Here is an 18112-nt window from a genome sequence, read left to right on the forward strand (position 1 = left end):
ATTTATTTGTTATAGATTTTCCATGCTTCCTGCATTTTGTGGTATACCTCGGCTTCCAAGGAGCTGAAGGCCTCGCTACCTTCCGCGTTGGGCGCAATAGGAGCGAGTACGTTCACATGGATGACACCAGGTTTTGCGCCGTATGTTTTTCCATCATCCCATAGTATTTGCCACGCATCCTGAATGACAATGGGAAGAATTGGTACCTGATTTTCACTGGCCATTCGGAAAGCACCGGACTTAAAGGAATGCAAGTGCGGCGGATAATCATCGTCAATTTTTCCCTCGGGGAAAATAGCCAATGACTTACCCTCCTGAAGAAGTTCGAGCGCCCTTTTATAGGCATTAAAGGCCGATATTTTACTGTCCCGTTTGAGAGGGATATCAATAGTCTGGAAGAATATGCGCGTGATCGGATTTTTTAAGAGTTCTATTTTCCCCATAAAGGAAAAAGGGTGTTTACATAGGTAATTTAGAATAGTGATATCGAGAAAAGAAGTATGATTGGCACATAATACATAGTTTTTGGACCAGTCAATAGGTGTTTCGTATTTTACCTGGATACGGATACCAACGGCATAGATTCCCGCCAAACTTATCCATCTCCGAAAGAATACGAGCTTTCGATAATGCTTTTTAGGGTTTCGGGCGTAGAAGTATAGAAAAGGATAGCCTAAACAAAAGAAAAATAGGACCGCAGCATAATAGGCATAAAGATGGATCTTTCTTAAGAATCGGGCCATAATTGAAAGGTAGAGACGCCATGTATAGCGTCTCTACAATTATAAGCTATTATTTGTTTAATTCAGCATAATATTTGAAGAATAATGGAATGGTTTCGATACCCTTCAGATAGTTTTCTATGCCATATTTTTCGTTTGGTGAGTGTAAATTATCACTATCTAAGCCAAAACCTAACAATACTGTTTTTACGTTAAGCTCTTTTTCAAATAATGCGACAATTGGGATGGAACCGCCACCACGTGTTGGAATAGGTTTTTTATTGAAAGATTCTTCCAATGCCTTTTCCGCCGCTTGGTAAGCTATGCTGTTTGTCGGGGTAACCACCGGTTCGCCGCCATGATGCGGTTTTACCTCGACGTTTACATAAGCCGGTGCGATCGTTTCAAAATGTTTTTTGAACAGATTGGTGATCTTTTCGGAATTTTGATTGGGAACTAACCGCATGGATATTTTAGCATAAGCTTTCGAAGGTAATACGGTTTTTGCGCCTTCTCCGATATAACCGCCCCATATACCGTTTACCTCTAGCGTCGGACGGATTCCGGCGCGTTCGATGGACGTATAACCTTTTTCTCCCCACACCTCGTCAATACCTAAATCTGCTTTGTATTCTTCGATATCGAAGGGTGCTTTGTTCAACGCCTCTCTTTCTTCTTTGCTTAGTTCTATCACATCGTCATAAAACCCCGGAATAGCAATGTGATTGTTGTCGTCATGCAATGAAGCTATCAGTTTAGTGAGGACGGTTGCGGGATTCGCGACTGCGCCACCGTATACCCCGGAATGCAAGTCGCGATTAGGGCCCGTCACTTCTACTTCTACGTAGGAAAGACCGCGTAATCCGGTTTCTATCGACGGTTGTTCAAGGCTGATCATCGAGGTGTCAGAAATGACAATAACATCGTTCTTTAAACGGTCTTTATTGGCTTTAACGAAGTCGCCTAAATGCGCGGAACCCACTTCCTCTTCGCCTTCGATCATAAATTTAATGTTACAGCTCAAGGCGTTATTTTTCATCATGTATTCAAATGCCTTGACATGCATATAGAATTGCCCCTTATCATCTGCAGCCCCTCTAGCGTATATTTTTCCATTACGGACAGTTGGTTCAAAGGGAGGCGTATCCCACAATTCCAACGGATCGGCTGGTTGCACGTCATAGTGGCCGTATACCAGAACAGTCGGGAGAGAAGGATCTACTATTTTTTCTCCGTACACGATGGGGTTTCCGGCGGTGGGACAAACCTCCACCTTATCAGCGCCTGCTTCTTTCAACTTATCGGCAACGAAGCTTGCCGTCTTTACGATGTCTTCTTTGTATTTGGAATCGGCACTTATGGATGGGAAACGTAATAATGCGAATAATTCTTCTAAAAATCTATCCTTATTGGATTGGACATATTCTTTTATCGTCTGCATAATGTTGTGTTTTTACAAAGGTACCAATTATAATTTTCATTAAAATAAATTGTTTTATCTCCTTTTGTTTATGGTAATTTATGCAGGTTTTATTTTTTTCATCGCTGAAGAGCTGTCTTAAAAATGTTAAGAAAATGCTAAATTTTTAGAATAAAGAAAAATTGTCATGTAATTATGATATTTTCGTAGATGTGTTAAACGTTTGAATTTTAGCTACCAATTTAATGAAAAGATTATCCATATCGCTTTTTGTATTCTTGCTTCTGGCTTGTGCCACGCATTTACGAGCACAGACCAACATCAGAGGTAAGGTACTGGATGAAAGTGACCAAACTTCGCTTGTCAATGCTACCATTATGTTATTGCAGGCAAAAGACTCTATCCTTGTGGGGCACACAAGAGCCCGTGATAATGGCGTATTTGAATTACACAAGCCAGATACTATTCCGTATTTGCTAATTATCAGCTACCCTAAATACGGCGATTATTTTAAGCATATTGAGGAAGATGCCGACGTGAATTTAGGGGATGTGAAATTGACGAGCGTAAGCCATCTAATTGAAGAGGTTATTGTGACTGGCAGAATCCCCGTTGTTATAAAGGGAGATACGACGGAATATGACGCATCGAGTTTCGTCGTAGAGAAGAATGCTAAAGTAGAGGATCTATTAAAAGTTCTACCCGGTATTTCGGTGGATGCGGATGGAAAAATAACAGCGCAGGGCAAGACTGTGGAGAAAGTACTGGTGGATGGTGAGGAATTTTTCGGTGATGATCCGACACTCGTAACCCGCAACATCCGTTCAGATATGGTAGATAAAGTGCAACTATATGAGAAGAAATCGGAGGAAACAGAACGGACGGGTGTGGATGACGGAGAACGTATACAGACCATCAATGTAAAATTAAAAGAGGATGCAAAAAAAGGGATGTTTGGAAAAGTTGAAGGTGCAGGAGGAACGGATGATTTCTACTTAGGAAAACTTGCTCTTAATAAATTTAACGGAAGTCAGAAAATAGGAGCTTACCTCATGGGGGCAAATGATGGTAATCTAAGCTTAAATTGGCAGGAAGCCGAAAAATTTGGCATGTCGACTATGGAGTCGGGGATGACAGACGACGGAGGAATGTATTTTATTTCATCCGGTGATAGTTTTGATTATTGGGATGGCAAGGGTAGGCCGCAAGCACTAAGTACGGGCGTCAGTTTTCTGGATGCATGGAAAGAGAATAAGCATAAGCTGAACGGGAGTTATAAATACGGCATGATTCAAAATGATGTAGGAGAGAGCTTCATATCTAGAAATAGTTTGCCCGATAATGAGGAGTTGAATACATCCAGTACATCCAATAGAGAAACGGATGCGCGCAGACACCGTTTTAATACAAAATATGACTGGAAAATAGACTCGTTGACCACGCTTACATTCAATCTATCAGCAAATAAAGGCAGATCAGAATCGAATAGTCTTACAACAGCTTCGTCTAGGAATCAAAGTGGTGACGCTATAAACGACAACGAACGAACGGAAAGTTCCATATCCGATAATACCGATCTTAACTATCGGGGCTATCTTACTCGGCGGTTCAAAAAAATGGGACGTTCGGTATCCTTTCGGTTTGGGGGCAATGTCAGCGAAAATAAAGGGTCCGGCTTTTTGAACTCAATCCTTAACATCTATGATGAAGACGGGAATACGCTGACTAATCCTATTGATCAACAAAAAGAAATAAACCGCCAATCGAACAGTATATCCACTTCCTTAACGTATACCGAGCCGATTACCTCCAAATTGAACTCTTCGGTTGGATATGAATACAATATGTCCAGAGCGCATGCTATCCATACTTCTTATAACAATGACGGCAATGGCAGTTATACAGATTTTGATGAGGAATTTAGTAGCGATTTTAATTTCAATACGGTAAGAAACGCGGTGAATGTCGCTTTTAATTATAAACTAGAAAAGTTTGAAGTTAATTTCACGAACAATTTTAGGAACGACGATATGTTCCAACAAAATAATTATGAAGACCTCAACGCAAGCCGTGATTTTTTCACGTATAATCCGTCGGCAAGATTACGCTATAATTTAAGTAACAATAAACGGATCGGGTTTCATTATAATCATTCGAATACGCTGCCTTCGCTCTCGCAGATTCAGCCGCTTCGACAAAACCAGGATCCACTAAATATAGTCGTGGGAAATGAGGATCTGACTCCGGCACGTAACGACCGATATAATATGTTTTACAGCAATTATAATATGATGAGGGGCACTAATTTATATGTCGACCTGGAATGGCGTCAAACCAGAAACGCAATTCAACAGAATGTGATGATCGAAAACGGCGTGCGGACATTATTTTATGAAAATCTAGATGGGTATGTAGCTAATAATGGCCGCATTTGGCTGGGTGGAGGTTTTGACATCAGTAAGAAAATGCAGTTGAAAGCACGCATTTCAGGAAACGGAAGTTACAATAATTTTTATAACTATATCAATGCACAGCTGAATGAGAATACAAACTATGACTATTCTTTTGGATTGAATCTTTCCAAGAATACAACGAAAAATATTGATTTTAACATTGGTTTCCACCCAGGATGGCGATTAATGGAAACCTCCTTACAACCGGAATTGAATAGCTCTGGATTCGTTTACCGCACCAATGTTTGGTATTCATGGAAATTGCCATGGAAGCTTAGTCTTTACGGAGATATGTCTTATAATTACGAAGCGCCGACGAAGGCGCTAAACGAGAAGTTTGAGCTCTTGTTATTTAAACCTGGAATATCCAAAAAGTTCTTAAAAGATGAAAGCCTTGTGGTAGACGTCTATGTTAATGATATTTTTAACCAGAATAAGGGGTTCAGAAGATTTCAGTCGGGAAGTATGATTTCACAAAATACGTATAACACGATATCGCGGTATTTTATGCTCAAGGTTAGTTGGGACTTTACATCCATGAAAGGGGGGAAAGAATAATGAAAAAGACAGTATTTTTGATGGCGCTATTGGCGTTTGTTTTGATTAAGGGACAGACAATGGCGCAACACGCATATTTCCCTACGGAAGGTACTATAACTTACGATAAGACGGTGCATGTTAAGAATCTGTTGAAAAGACACATTTCGACGCTAAAAGATGATAATTTTAGTCGGACATATTATCAGGAACTGATGGATAGGGTTTCCGAAACAGCTGTTTTAAAAAAGAAGGTTTCGTTCCGTGGAAACGAGATGAGTATGGAAAGTATAGCGGAAACGCATGATCCTATCCTTTCAAATCTTTTGCGGTCAGGCTTGTTGGATTACCAGCAGACCCTCTATCAAGATCTTTCAAAATCTATTTCAAAATCCACCTTTGAGATAGGAGGGTCTCCGGTTCTAATCCAGGACTCACTGCTTCATGTAAAATGGAAAATTACAAATGAATACCGTAATATTGCAGGATATGATTGCCGAAGGGCAAACGGCGTTACCTTAGATTCTGTGTATGTAGTCGCTTTCTACACCGATCAAATTCCATTGTCTGCTGGACCCGGTACGGTACATGGGCTTCCCGGAATGATTTTGGGATTGGTTGTGCCAGAACAGCATTTCAATATTTATGCTACAGATGTGAAGTTTGGTTCTCCGGATATAAAAACTGTTACTGGTCGGAAAAGGGATCAACCGATGACACGGAAAGAAGCGCACGGTCGGTTGAAAGACATTTTAGGACGCTGGATGACTGACCAACAATTTAATTTGTTATTAGCAGCCATGTTTCTTTAGAGAAGCGAAAACGTTCTTGACAAAAAATCCCGATTGTGTATACCAATCGGGATTCTATAAACGAAAAGCCAAAAGATTATTTTCCTGCGTTTTTCTTCTCCGTAACGTCGTTACGGATTTCCTGCGCTAAGGTTTTGATTTCTTGTAAACCTTTACGTACACGTGTTCCTGCCGCAGAATTACCATTGTTGAAGAACTTATCTGCATCCCCTTCGATAGATGCTACCAATTCCTTTAGTTTGTTGTAGTTTTCCATTTTTTAAAAATAATTTAGTTTTTATGAATATTATATTTAAGCTGATTAAAAATACAAGCTAAATATACAAAAACAACGCTGTAAAGTGCAATTTTTGTATGAAAATCAAAAAATAAATTTCGTTTGACGGTATTATTCTACAATTTTAAGCTCGTCGATGATATTTTGTGCTCCAGCAAATTTATCGATGATGAATAATACATAACGGATATCAACCGATATGGTGCGCTGTAGCGCAGGGTCAAAAATAACGTCTCCAGCCATTGCTTCTATATTTCCATCGAAAGCCAAACCGATTAGTTCGCCGTTACCATTCAACACTGGAGACCCCGAGTTGCCCCCCGTAATATCTTGATCACTTAAGAAATTCACCGGCATGTAACCGTCTTTATCTGCATACCGTCCATAGTCTTTTGCTTCATAAAGATCTATCAAACGTTGTGGTAAATCAAATTCCTCATCACCCGGTTGGTATTTTGCGATTGTACCTTTTAAGGTTGTATAGTTATTGATTTTTGCATCGTTGCGGGAATCTTTAGGTAAAGCTCGGATGGTGCCGTAAGTCAACCGCAGTGTGGAGTTTGCATCCGGATAGTACTTTTTCTTCGGATTAGCTTCTAATGTCCCAGCTATGTATTTACGATAAGCCGACTGGAATTTATCCTCTAGTGCTTCTATTTCCGGCGTTGTTTCGCGGTATTTGTCCATTAAAGAAACAGAAATTAGGTAAAGCGGATCTTTTTCTATTGCCTCCTCTGACGGATTGATTAAGAATGATTTCAATTTGTCAACCGAAGCAAAAACACTTTGGTCGAAAGCTGTTTGGATATCTGTTTTGAAATTACCGTTATTTTTGGATGCAAGCTCCTGAATATATGGAGCAATATTACCTGCTTTCGCGGCATAGAGATTTAGTTCGTCAGACAATACATCTATTTCCAAAGGGAGATACAGGTTCTCAAACGTTTCTGCAATCCCGTTTTCCAAACGTGGGAGCATATCTGCACGGCCTTTTTCATTAGCAGCGGCATAGGTTTTTAAAGCATTCCCCAAGCTGTATGGGAGCGGAGCAAATGTCGAGGAACGGAGCATACCGATCAGGTAGTTGTCGTGTCTTGCTTTCTCGTTGGTCGCGGTGTAATATGCATTGATATCGGCAAGTACGGTACTGTATTTCTCTCTGTTCGCTTTTTTCTTCGCCCATTTTTGGAACTTTCTTTCTTGCTTACGTTTGGTTTCTGCTGTGCGGTGTTTGGTCAAAGCGTCAATCATTCCTTGACGGTTTTTCCAATAGTTCGCAACTCCAGAGTAGGTTGAAGCATAATTTAGCTTTACCGCTTGATCGTTGTCCATGTGCGTCTTCATCGCGTCCATCCCTACCTTGGAGGCCTCTACCCATGCAGGGTAAGCATACTGAACATTTTGATCAATCCCGGCAGCAGGCATCCAACGATTTGTGCGTCCAGGATAGCCTAAAATCATCGAGAAATCACCTTCTCGGACTCCTTGGATGCTGATAGGTAAGAAGTGTTTCGGTACTAACGGTACATTATCCTCCGAATAAGCTGCGGGGTTGCCGTCTTTATCTGCGTATACGCGGAAGATAGAAAAATCACCCGTGTGTCTTGGCCACTCCCAATTGTCTGTGTCTCCACCGAATTTTCCAATGCTATTGGGAGGCGTACCGACTAAACGTACATCCGTATAATCTTGATACACGAAGTAGTAGTATTCGTTTCCGTTGTAAAACGATTTTACAGAAACGACATATTTACCATTTTCGCTATTTTCCTGTTCAATTTTGGCGATCTCTTGGTTAACGATTTTTTCCCGTTCTTTTTCGTTCATGTTATCATTTACCAAACTCAATATACGCTTCGTAACATCATCCATTCGTACAAAGAAGCGAACATATAGTGATTTTGGTTTCAATTCTTCATCCAGCGACTTGGCCCAAAATCCATTTGTTAAATAATCATTCTCCGGAGAGGAGAGTTCGGCGATAGCTCCATAGCCACAGTGGTGGTTTGTGAACACCAGCCCTTTACCCGAAACGATTTCCGCTGTACAGCCACCGTTGAACTGTACAATGGCATCTTTAAGGGAGGAATTATTGATGCTGTAAATTTCTTCAGCTGTCAACTTCAGCCCTTTTTTCTGCATATCCGCCTCGTTTAGGCGTTTTAAATGCATTAAAAACCACATCCCCTCATCAGCGAAAGTGGTCATACTCACCGCAGTAAGGAGTATAAAAATCCAAATTTTCTTCATATTCAACCAATTTTGATATGCAAATTTGATTTAATTCCTGATTAAATCAAAATAATTGTGCTTTTCCGTATCTTTGTTGGATGGCATCATTTGAAGATTTCAAGCTTAACAAGCAATTGCAAAATGCGATTGCGGAGGCGGGCTACACTGTTCCTACAGAAATTCAGCAAAAAGCAATCACACCTATTCTAGCGGGGCAGGATGTTATGGGTATTGCACAAACGGGTACAGGAAAAACAGCTGCTTTCGTGTTACCCATGTTAATGAAATTGAAATATGCGCAAGGGGATGATCCTCGCGCTTTGATTTTGTCACCTACGCGTGAGTTAGCCATGCAAATCGAAGAACATATCGGCTTGTTTTCTGCGTATCTCGATTTGCGCACGGTGCTGTTATACGGAGGCTTAGGACCCAAGACGCAAAAAGAGCAATTAGCAAAAGGATGCGATATTATTGTAGCAACCCCCGGACGTTTCCTGGATCTTTATCTGGAAGGTGATATTAATACCAAATCTTTGAAATTCTTAGTGATGGATGAGGCCGATAAGATGATGGATATGGGTTTTATCAGTAAAATTCATCGCATATTGGAGGTCGTGCCCCGAAAACGACAAAATCTTCTTTTCTCTGCTACGATGGGTGAGCTCGTTCGTAAAATAGCGGGTGACTTCCTCGCTTTCCCTACGGTAATAGAAGTTACCGAACAGGCTACCCCTGCGCAAACTGTAACGCAAGCACTTTACGAAGTGCCTAATCTAAAGACAAAGCTCAACCTTCTGCAACATCTTTTGCGAGATGATGAATCGTTCCATCGGATAATCGTTTTCTGTAAAACCAAAACAGTTGCAAATAACGTTTTCCATTATCTAGAGCGAAAATATGGGCAAGAACAGGTTCGGGTTATTCATGCCAATAAAGGGCAGAACACACGGATAAATTCGATTAATGCTTTCAAGGAGGGGAATATCCGTATTTTGGTCGCGACAGATGTAGCTGCACGTGGTTTGGATGTCTCTAATGTTAGCCATGTGTTCAATTTCGATGTGCCCATTGTGATCGAAGATTATGTGCATAGAATTGGCCGAACAGGGCGGGCGTTCCATGAGGGCGACGCGATAACGTTTTGTAATCCAGCAGAGAAATATTACGTCGATAAAATTGAAAAACTCATTCGGCAAAAAATCCCAGTATATTCAATTCCTGACGAGGTTTTTGTCGAAAAAACAGACTATCAAGAAAGCCAGGCCATCGCGCGCGAAATCGACAATCAGAAGCGGAAAGAGAATCCAGATTTTAAAGGTGCTTTTCATGAAAAGAAGCATGCGTTGAAGGATAACTCACGGGCAAAAAAGCCTGCGAGAGGAAAAACGACAAGCCGTAACGGTAAACCAGCTAAGCTTAGAAAAAAATAATCCCAATGAAGCTCACTCCCTTGAATATTACGTTGGCCTGTGTGCTAGTTTGGGTTATTTCGGAAATGAATTTGGACACCGAAATGACATTCTCATGGGGTTGGCTAATTACACTATGTGTAATTTTGTCGTTGATAGATTTGGGATTTCGTATGATTTTCAAAGATTTGAAAAAATTGTGGTTTGCCCAGATTGCGTTTATACTGGTAGTAGGTATCTTGATGGTGGTTATACGGGTGCTGTGATAAGTGATGAATTATAAATGATGAGTTATAGGTTAAAGAGCCTATGGCTTATTGTCTAAAGCATAAAGAATATATGAAACAAGCAGAAATAAAACTAAACGTCACGTTAGACGAACAGAACATTCCAGAGCGTATTGATTGGTCATCGACGGATGGGGAAACCTCCGAAGAAATGCCGTCAAAGGCTATGTTCTTGGCGCTTTGGGACGCCCAATATAAAAATTCTTTGCGTATTGACCTTTGGACAAAGGATATGCCTTACGATGAAATGAAGCGGTTCTTTTATGAAACATTGCAAACCCTGGGAGACACATTTCTACGTGCATCGGGTGGCGACCCCATGGCGGATAAAGTGATTGGAGATCTGCGGGACTATTGCGCACATTTTGCGGAAAAAATGGAAGTGTTGGAGGACGAAAAATGAACTATTTCTTAGTAAAATCCGAACCGTTTAAATATAGCTGGGAACAATTCAATAAAGACGGAGAAACATTTTGGGATGGGGTGCGTAACTATCAAGCGCGAAACAATCTCAAAGCAATGAAGAAAGATGATCTGGTGTTATTTTATCATAGTAACGAAGGAAAAGAGGTAGTAGGGGTAGCCAAGGTTGTTAAGGAATTTTACCAAGACCCCACGACAGATGATGAACGTTGGGTGGTGGTTGATTTAGCTCCCGTTGAAGCATTCAAAACAGCCGTAACCTTAGAAATGGTAAAAGCTGACCCACTCCTGCAAGATATCGCGTTGGTTAAGCAGGGGCGGCTTTCAGTTATGCCGTTAAAACCGGAAGAATTTGACCGGATCGTGGAGTTAGGAAGTAAATAATCGGGGCGCTGGGGACATGTACAAGAAATATATGATTAATGGGTTGATGCGGAGTCAATCAGTTTTTTGAGACTCTTCGCATCTTTCATTTGCATCTTTCCCGCTAGAATTAACCGTAGTTCCCGACGTTGTAATGCCTCGTCGAATAGCCTTATTTCCTCCTCCGATTCTGGAATCAATTCTGCCACTTTTCTAGGCTTAGTGTTTTCATCAATAGCAACGAATGTATAATAGGCTTCATTGGTTTTTACACGCGTCCCTTTGGGGAGGTTGTGGGCGAAAATCTCCATGCGTACTTCCATTGACGAACTAAACGCGCGTGACACCTTTGCCTGTATAGTAACGACTTCGCCTAGTTTAATCGAGCGTTTAAAAGAAACGTTGTCCACAGACACGGTCACGACCGGGCTGTTGGAATGTTTTTGGGCGGCCATAGCCGAACAAATATCCATCCAATATAATAATCGTCCTCCCATCAGGTTGCCAAAGGTATTCGTATCATTAGGAAGAACGAGCTCGTTCATTTCCGTGTAAGATTCTTTTGCGAATTTTTTATTCATGCGTTGGTTGTTGTTTTTTCTATCTGTTATAAAAACTAAACTGTTGTTTTATTTCCGTTAGCGACTTTACAAATGGGGTAGGAGCGTAACCTAATTCTGCTTTTGCCTTGTCGAGGATAAAGCCGGTTTTTCTTGGTCGATTGTTTTCCTGACCAATGTCTGCTGCTTTAATAGGATTAACGAGAGACTTATCCAATTTCCAAAAATCTGCTATTTGATAAACGACATCCAATATAGACATCATTTCGTCGCCTGAAATGTGATATATACCTTGTGCTTCTTTTTCCATTGCTGCAATACAAGCGCCGGCTAAATCGTCTACGAACGTAGGCATTCGCCATTGATCGCTTACCACGTTGATGCGGTTGTTATTTTCTAACTGTGCTTTCGCCCATAAGACTAGATTGGAACGCTTTGTGTCTCCGTTTATTCCGTACACTAAAATAGTCCGTAGGATAGCAGCGCGGCAGTCAGTAGACAGTAATTTTGTTTCTGATACCGACTTACTTTTCCCATATGCATTACAAGGGTTAGTTTGGTCAGTTTCTTTATAGGGTCCTCCTTTTCCATCAAATACAAAATCGGTCGATAAGTGGACAAGGTGCTTGTCATGTTGCGCGCAATATTGGCCTAATTTATAGACGACTTTTACATTTACCTTTTCACATAGCAAAGGGTCGTTTTCGCATGTCTCCACGCTACTCATTGCGGCGGTATGGATAATATAATCCGGTTGAACTTCGTCCAATAAGGATTGAAGAGAAACATCATCAGTAAAGTTGCATGGAATATAGGTGTATCCCTTTTGGATAAAATTCCTGTTCTCACTTTTCGAAGTAGCTACTATACGATAACATGGTTTATCGGTCAATCTTTCGATTAACTTCTGTCCGAGAAACCCATTGGCACCTGTAATAAGAATCGTTTGCTTTAGTTGGTCCATTGGAAATCCATTTTATCCTGTTTCATGGAATTGTCGATGACATCGATTTCTAGTTTTAAGATAGATTCCAGCGCATGGTAATCAATTTTTTCGGGATCGTCACCCGGTTTATGGTAGTCCTCGTGTCCTCCGGTATGGAAAAACAAAACGGGAATATCTCTTTTATAAAAAGACGTCTGATCGGAACCGCCGTTTCCATCACGATTAAGGTTAAACTTGATGTCGCTCGTTATCGTTTTAAAAATAGCCGGAAATTTTGAACTGGTTCCGTAGCCGATAACAGCAACTCCGTTATCGGGATTATATCGACCAATCATATCCATATTCAACATCCAATGGATGTCTTCCAGTGGAATCGTAGGATTCTCCGTAAAATATCGAGAGCCTACCAATCCAAGTTCTTCCGCTCCGAAAGCAATAAACAATAAATTGAAGGGTTCTTTGATGGCATTACTGCTGTAATGACGGGCAAGTTCTAATAAACCAGCAACGCCCGACGCGTTGTCATCAGCTCCATTATGTATTTCGCCTACACCGAGCGAATCCCTCGAACCGCCTTGACGTCCGTCTCCTAGATGATCGTAATGAGCACCTATGACGATGGTATATGGAGCATTGTTATCAATGTAGCCAATAACATTGTCCGCTTGGCGGATACTGTCTTTTACCACGACACGGCGTACCCGCGCTTCGAATGACTGACGGTAGCCCTTTTCGCCTTTTGGAACCAACCCGTAGTTCTTGAAATGTCTTTCGATATATTTTGCAGCTTTTGTTACCTGTTTAGAGCCTGTGCCACGACCTTTCATTTTGTCGTCGGCTAGATAATAGATATGCCTTTTAAGATTTTCTTGATTAATCTGCGCAAAAACAGACTGGAAGGGAATAAATAATAGAAAATGTAATGCTATTATGTAAAAGAAAAATGGGGACTTGTTCTTCATGTCCCAAAGATAGTTAATCTTCCAAAACTTCGCTGTTCACACTTTCTTTTTCCACGTGTTCCTCTTTGAAGTAACGTTTCTGGAAAATCAAAATCAGGAATACGCCGACGGAAATGGCGGAGTCTGCGATATTGAATACTGGTCGGAAAAAGAGGAAATGTTCTCCTCCCCAAATAGGAAACCAATCGGGAAAATTTCCCTCGATTAACGGGAAGTAAAGCATATCCACGACTTTCCCGTGAAACAAAGAGGAGTATCCTCCACCTTCTGGAAATAAGACCGCTTTTTCGTAGAACGTACTCTCGCTAAATATAGTACCGTAAAAAGTCGAATCAATAATATTGCCCAATGCACCGGCAAATATTAATGCCACATTTAGGATAAAGCCTCGATGGTATTTATTTTTAACCATATAGTGCAATCCATACCCTATACCAATCACGGCGACGATTCGGAACAGCGTGAGGAAAAGTTTGCCGAACTCTCCACCAAATTCCATACCATAGGCCATTCCGTTATTCTCAATAAAATGAATGAGGAACTTGTTGCCAATGATATTGAAATCTTGCCCGATGGTCATATTGAGTTTCACCCAAAACTTCGATACTTGGTCGATGAACAAGATAACGGCAATCAGTAAGAGTGGTCGGTTATAGCCTTTCATAATTAGATAAAAGTGGAGACGTTTAAAAGTTGTATTTTGAACATCTCCATTTTATTTTCATGTTAATTGTTAATACTGTTTGTTTTTTGCTTCAATGCTCAAGGTCGTATGCGGTACCGCTTTTAAACGTTCCTTTTGGATTAATTTACCGGTTTCGCGGCAGATACCGTACGTTTTGTTCTCGATACGAACCAAGGCAGCTTCTAAATTGTCAATAAACTTTTTTTGGCGAGCTGCAAGCTGGTTTGTTTGTTCTTTTTCTAATGTGGCTGAACCATCTTCCAATGTTTTATATGTTCCAGCGGTATCATCTGTTCCATTAGCATTGCTGCTGCTCAGCGTTGAAGTTAAAGCTGCGAGCTCTTCTTTTGCGATGCGAAGCTTTTCAAGAATAATATCTTTAAATTCTTGAAGTTCAGCATCACTGTAGCGTGTTTTTTCTGTACTCATTCTAATAATTAAATTTTATCAACAATTACTCTTAACTCCTTACCATCAATTTCGATAGTATCTCCAGACTCCAATGATGCCTCTGTAAAATCAATAGAGTTTGCCAGAATTTCGGTGCAAATATACGATAAATTATCTTCTACAGCTTGTTGTATTTCAGTATTATGCGTTATTACAACATTAATTCTATCGGTGACCTCGAAACCTTTCTCCTTCCGGAGATTTTGGATACGGTTAATCAATTCCCTAGATAGGCCCTCTTTTTTTAGTTCCGGTGTAATATGAATATCTAATGCTACGGTTAATTTCCCAAGATTTGCAACCTGCCAACCAGCGACATCTTCGGCTATAATCTCCACATCTTCCGGTGTGATATGGTAGGGTGTACCTCTCAATTCCAAGGCCCCTTGGCTTTCCAATTCGCCAATTTGCTCGTCACTTAAGGTTTGGATAGCGGCTACTACCATTTTCATGTCTTTCCCTACTTTTGCGCCAAGAACTTTAAAATTGGGCTTTATTTTCTTTTTGATTATGCCCGCTGTGTCCGTAATAAATGCTACTTCCTTAATATTTGTTTCCGAGAGGATAAGCTCCTTGACTTTTTCGACTTTTTCCTGAAAAGTATTATTCAATACCGGCACCAAAATCTTATTTAGCGGTTGGCGAACGTTGATACCTGTTTTCTTTCGCAAAGATAATGTCAGAGACGAAATATCCTGTGCCAGCGCCATACGTTCCTCTAGATCTTTATCTACTAGATCCGCATGATAAGCAGGGAAATCTGCCAAGTGTACCGATTCGGTAGATTCTTTTTGAGCACCAGCGTTTAAATCGAGGTACAAACGATCCGAGAAGAACGGTGAAATAGGAGACATCAATTTGGCGATCGTATCTAAACAGGTGTATAATGTCTGATAAGCTGAAATTTTGTCTTCCGTATAATCTCCTTTCCAAAAACGACGACGACATAAGCGCACATACCAGTTACTCAAATGCTCGTCGACAAAATTTTGAATAGCACGTGCGGCTTTAGTGGGTTCAAAGTCAGCGTAGTGTTCATCTACTTCTTTGGTTAAACTGTTCAGTAAAGAAATAACCCAACGATCAATTTCCGGACGCTTTTCGATGGCGATATCTGGTTCACTGTAACTGAAATTGTCGATATTGGCATATAACGCAAAAAAAGCATAGGTATTATATAGGGTGCCGAAGAATTTACGGCGAACTTCGTCTAGTCCTTCTTCATTGAATTTTAAGTTGTCCCAAGGCGCTGCATTGCTGATCATATACCACCGGGTTGCATCAGCACTGTATTTATCGATGGTAATGAATGGATCAACAGCATTGCCTAGACGCTTGGACATTTTATTTCCGTTTTTGTCTAATACCAAGCCATTAGATACCACGTTCTTAAATGCTACCGATCCGCGAATCATGGTGGAGATTGCATGAAGTGTAAAAAACCAACCGCGTGTTTGGTCGACACCCTCAGCAATAAAATCAGCCGGAAAAGCCTGCTCATAGCCGTTGTTGAACGGATATTCTTCGCCCTGAGCTAGCTTGTCGTGATCGATTCCCCACTGTGCATAGGGCATGGCTCCAGAATCAAACCATACGTCAATTAGATCGGGTTCACGAAACATTTTTTGGCCATTGTCAGAGACCAAGACAATATCGTCTACATATGGGCGATGGAGATCTAACGTGTCCGTTCCAAATTTATCCAGATAAGATTGATTTACGGCTTTCTCCTCTGCGCTCAATACATCCGACTGTATCGCTTGCTGGAGCAATGTTTTTAACTCTGGCAACGAACCGATACAGGTCTCTTCATTTTCGTCTGCTGAACGCCATATTGGAAGGGGGGTGCCCCAATAACGAGAGCGGGAAAGATTCCAATCTACCAAGTTTTCTAACCAGTTTCCGAAACGGCCGGAGCCGGTAGCTTCTGGTTTCCAATTGATGGTTTGGTTTAGTGCAACCAGTTTTTCTTTTACGGCTGTCGTTCGGATAAACCAACTATCTAACGGATAGTACAATACCGGCTTATCGGTACGCCAACAGTGCGGATAGGTGTGTTCATACTTCTTGACATCAAAAGCCTTGTTTTCTTCTTTGAGCTTGATAGCTATAAGGACATCCGTCGGGCGAAAAGCTGGATCGCCACGCTCTTCTGCGGAATAGTATTCTTCTTTAACAAAACGGCCTGCGAAATCGGTTATCTCTTTGATGAAACGACCTGTACGATCGACGGTAGGCATATCTTTGCCATTTTCGTCTCGTACCAAAATAGCAGGAACGTCATTCTCCTTACATACACGAAAGTCATCCGCCCCGTAGGTAGGGGAAGCATGCACAATACCGGTACCGTCTTCTGTGGTAACAAAATCTCCTGGGATGACTCGGAAAGCTTTTTCGATCAACTCTTCACTGGTGATATAAGGCATTAGTTGTTGATAGCGTAAACCTACCAACGCATCACCTTTAAATTCCGCCGCTATTTCCCAAGGCACGATTTTATCACCGACGTTATAATCTTGGAACGGCGCTTGTTGCCCTTCCGCCTTAAAGTGCTTGCCGACAAGATTTTTAGCCAAAATAACAGACACTGGTAGGCCTGTGTACTGATTGAATGTTTTTACCTTGACGTAGTCGATGTTTTTACCAACGACCAAAGCTGTGTTACTCGGCAACGTCCACGGTGTTGTCGTCCACGCGATAAAGACCACATCTTCATCCTCAGATTCTACCAAGGTAGCCATGAGTGGATGTACCTGTGCTTTGTCTAACCGGAATTCAGCAACAATGGTGGTGTCTTTTACATCTTTGTACGTTCCCGGTTGATTTAGTTCATGCGAACTTAGCCCGGTTCCCGCTGCCGGAGAATAAGGTTGTATCGTATAGCCTTTGTATAAAAGGCCCTTTTTGTAAAGTTCTTTCAGTAGATACCACAGGGTTTCGATATATTCGTTTTGATACGTGATATACGGATCACCAAGGTCGACCCAATAGCCCATTTTTTGAGTGAGGTCGTTCCACACGTCGGTATATTTCATTACCTCTTTCCGACAGGCCTCATTATAAGCTTCGACGCTGATTTTTTTACCAATATCTTCTTTGGTGATGTTCAATGTTTTTTCAACGGCCAACTCAATAGGCAAGCCATGTGTATCCCATCCACCTTTACGCTTCACTTGGAAACCTTTTAAGGTTTTATAGCGGCAAAAGATGTCTTTGATCGAGCGTGCCATTACATGGTGGATGCCCGGCATACCGTTCGCGGAGGGAGGGCCCTCGTAAAAAGTATAGGGTTTGTTGGCCGGACGATTTGATATACTTTTTTCAAAGATATTATTCGACTCCCACCGTTCTAGTATTTCTCTACCTATCTCAGGCAGGTTTAACTGCTTATATTCCTTATACATCCGAAATTGCGATTGTTTTTTTAAAGGTCGCTAATTTAGCGATTTTAAATTGAAAATAGTAGTACTTGGTTTGGTTTGTGCCTTGACTGAGGAAACGTCGAGGTGTCGGCTAACTGTGGTTTCTGCTGGGAGGTTAAGCGATGTTTTTAAAAGTAAGGCGGGCAACATCA

At 41.2% G+C, this 18112-nt stretch carries 16 protein-coding genes; 6 read left to right on the forward strand and 10 right to left on the reverse strand.

Annotated elements, in window-relative coordinates; translation table 11 throughout:
• Positions 1-2: 2 nt before the first annotated feature.
• Both C5749_RS13095 and C5749_RS13100 read right to left on the reverse strand, forming a co-directional pair.
• Positions 3-743 (reverse strand): lysophospholipid acyltransferase family protein, encoded by a 741-nt coding sequence (locus C5749_RS13095; protein WP_105726610.1) that lies wholly within the window; start codon positions 741-743, stop codon positions 3-5.
• Positions 744-792: 49 nt separating this feature from the next.
• Positions 793-2163: a dipeptidase gene (locus tag C5749_RS13100; RefSeq protein ID WP_105726611.1), complete on the reverse strand. Its 1371-nt coding sequence runs from the start codon at positions 2161-2163 to the stop codon at positions 793-795.
• 224 nt (positions 2164-2387) lie between these two features.
• On the opposite strand from C5749_RS13100, the gene C5749_RS13105 reads away from it, so the two are divergent.
• Positions 2388-5153, forward strand: coding sequence for an outer membrane beta-barrel protein (locus C5749_RS13105; protein WP_105726612.1), 2766 nt, complete (start codon positions 2388-2390; stop codon positions 5151-5153).
• Complete coding sequence (locus C5749_RS13110) at positions 5153-5944, forward strand: GLPGLI family protein (RefSeq protein WP_105726613.1); 792 nt, start codon at positions 5153-5155, stop codon at positions 5942-5944. The genes C5749_RS13105 and C5749_RS13110 overlap by 1 nt, the downstream gene beginning before the upstream one ends.
• A 76-nt stretch (positions 5945-6020) precedes the next feature.
• Here the strand turns inward: C5749_RS13110 and C5749_RS13115 are convergent, their stop codons facing one another.
• The gene (locus C5749_RS13115; RefSeq protein ID WP_105726614.1) at positions 6021-6200 is read right to left on the reverse strand and encodes a histone H1; all 180 of its coding nucleotides are present in this window, start codon (positions 6198-6200) and stop codon (positions 6021-6023) included.
• A gap of 132 nt (positions 6201-6332) precedes the next feature.
• A complete protein-coding gene (locus tag C5749_RS13120; protein WP_105726615.1) occupies positions 6333-8471 on the reverse strand; it encodes a S46 family peptidase in 2139 nt (712 codons plus the stop codon).
• Between the two features lie 80 nt (positions 8472-8551).
• On the opposite strand from C5749_RS13120, the gene C5749_RS13125 reads away from it, so the two are divergent.
• The 4 genes from C5749_RS13125 (at position 8552) to C5749_RS13140 (ending at position 10956) form a co-directional block, all read left to right on the forward strand.
• Positions 8552-9883 (forward strand): DEAD/DEAH box helicase, encoded by a 1332-nt coding sequence (locus tag C5749_RS13125; protein ID WP_105726616.1) that lies wholly within the window; start codon positions 8552-8554, stop codon positions 9881-9883.
• 5 nt (positions 9884-9888) lie between these two features.
• The gene (locus C5749_RS13130; RefSeq protein WP_245893777.1) at positions 9889-10128 is read left to right on the forward strand and encodes a hypothetical protein; all 240 of its coding nucleotides are present in this window, start codon (positions 9889-9891) and stop codon (positions 10126-10128) included.
• A gap of 73 nt (positions 10129-10201) precedes the next feature.
• A complete protein-coding gene (gene gldC, locus C5749_RS13135) occupies positions 10202-10552 on the forward strand; it encodes a gliding motility protein GldC (RefSeq protein ID WP_105726618.1) in 351 nt (116 codons plus the stop codon).
• Positions 10549-10956 carry an EVE domain-containing protein gene (locus C5749_RS13140; RefSeq protein ID WP_105726619.1) on the forward strand — a complete coding sequence of 136 codons (408 nt, stop codon included), beginning with the start codon at positions 10549-10551 and terminating at the stop codon, positions 10954-10956. The genes gldC and C5749_RS13140 overlap by 4 nt, the downstream gene beginning before the upstream one ends.
• Positions 10957-10991: 35 nt before the next feature.
• On the opposite strand, the gene C5749_RS13145 is transcribed toward C5749_RS13140, so the two are convergent.
• The 6 genes from C5749_RS13145 to ileS form a co-directional block, all read right to left on the reverse strand.
• Positions 10992-11516, reverse strand: a complete 525-nt coding sequence (locus C5749_RS13145) for an acyl-CoA thioesterase (RefSeq protein ID WP_105726620.1) — start codon at positions 11514-11516, stop codon at positions 10992-10994.
• A gap of 19 nt (positions 11517-11535) precedes the next feature.
• Positions 11536-12459, reverse strand: coding sequence for an SDR family oxidoreductase (locus C5749_RS13150; RefSeq protein ID WP_105726621.1), 924 nt, complete (start codon positions 12457-12459; stop codon positions 11536-11538).
• The gene (locus C5749_RS13155; RefSeq protein WP_105726622.1) at positions 12447-13403 is read right to left on the reverse strand and encodes a M20/M25/M40 family metallo-hydrolase; all 957 of its coding nucleotides are present in this window, start codon (positions 13401-13403) and stop codon (positions 12447-12449) included. The genes C5749_RS13150 and C5749_RS13155 overlap by 13 nt, the downstream gene beginning before the upstream one ends.
• A 13-nt stretch (positions 13404-13416) precedes the next feature.
• Positions 13417-14067 (reverse strand): lipoprotein signal peptidase, encoded by a 651-nt coding sequence (locus C5749_RS13160; RefSeq protein WP_105726623.1) that lies wholly within the window; start codon positions 14065-14067, stop codon positions 13417-13419.
• Positions 14068-14136: 69 nt separating this feature from the next.
• The gene (locus tag C5749_RS13165) at positions 14137-14517 is read right to left on the reverse strand and encodes a TraR/DksA family transcriptional regulator (protein WP_181151412.1); all 381 of its coding nucleotides are present in this window, start codon (positions 14515-14517) and stop codon (positions 14137-14139) included.
• An 8-nt stretch (positions 14518-14525) separates the two neighbouring features.
• The gene (gene ileS, locus C5749_RS13170; protein WP_105726625.1) at positions 14526-17942 is read right to left on the reverse strand and encodes an isoleucine--tRNA ligase; all 3417 of its coding nucleotides are present in this window, start codon (positions 17940-17942) and stop codon (positions 14526-14528) included.
• Positions 17943-18112: the final 170 nt, after the last annotated feature.

Origin of the sequence: Sphingobacterium gobiense (assembly GCF_002980575.1) — a bacterium.
Lineage (GTDB): Bacteria > Bacteroidota > Bacteroidia > Sphingobacteriales > Sphingobacteriaceae > Sphingobacterium > Sphingobacterium gobiense.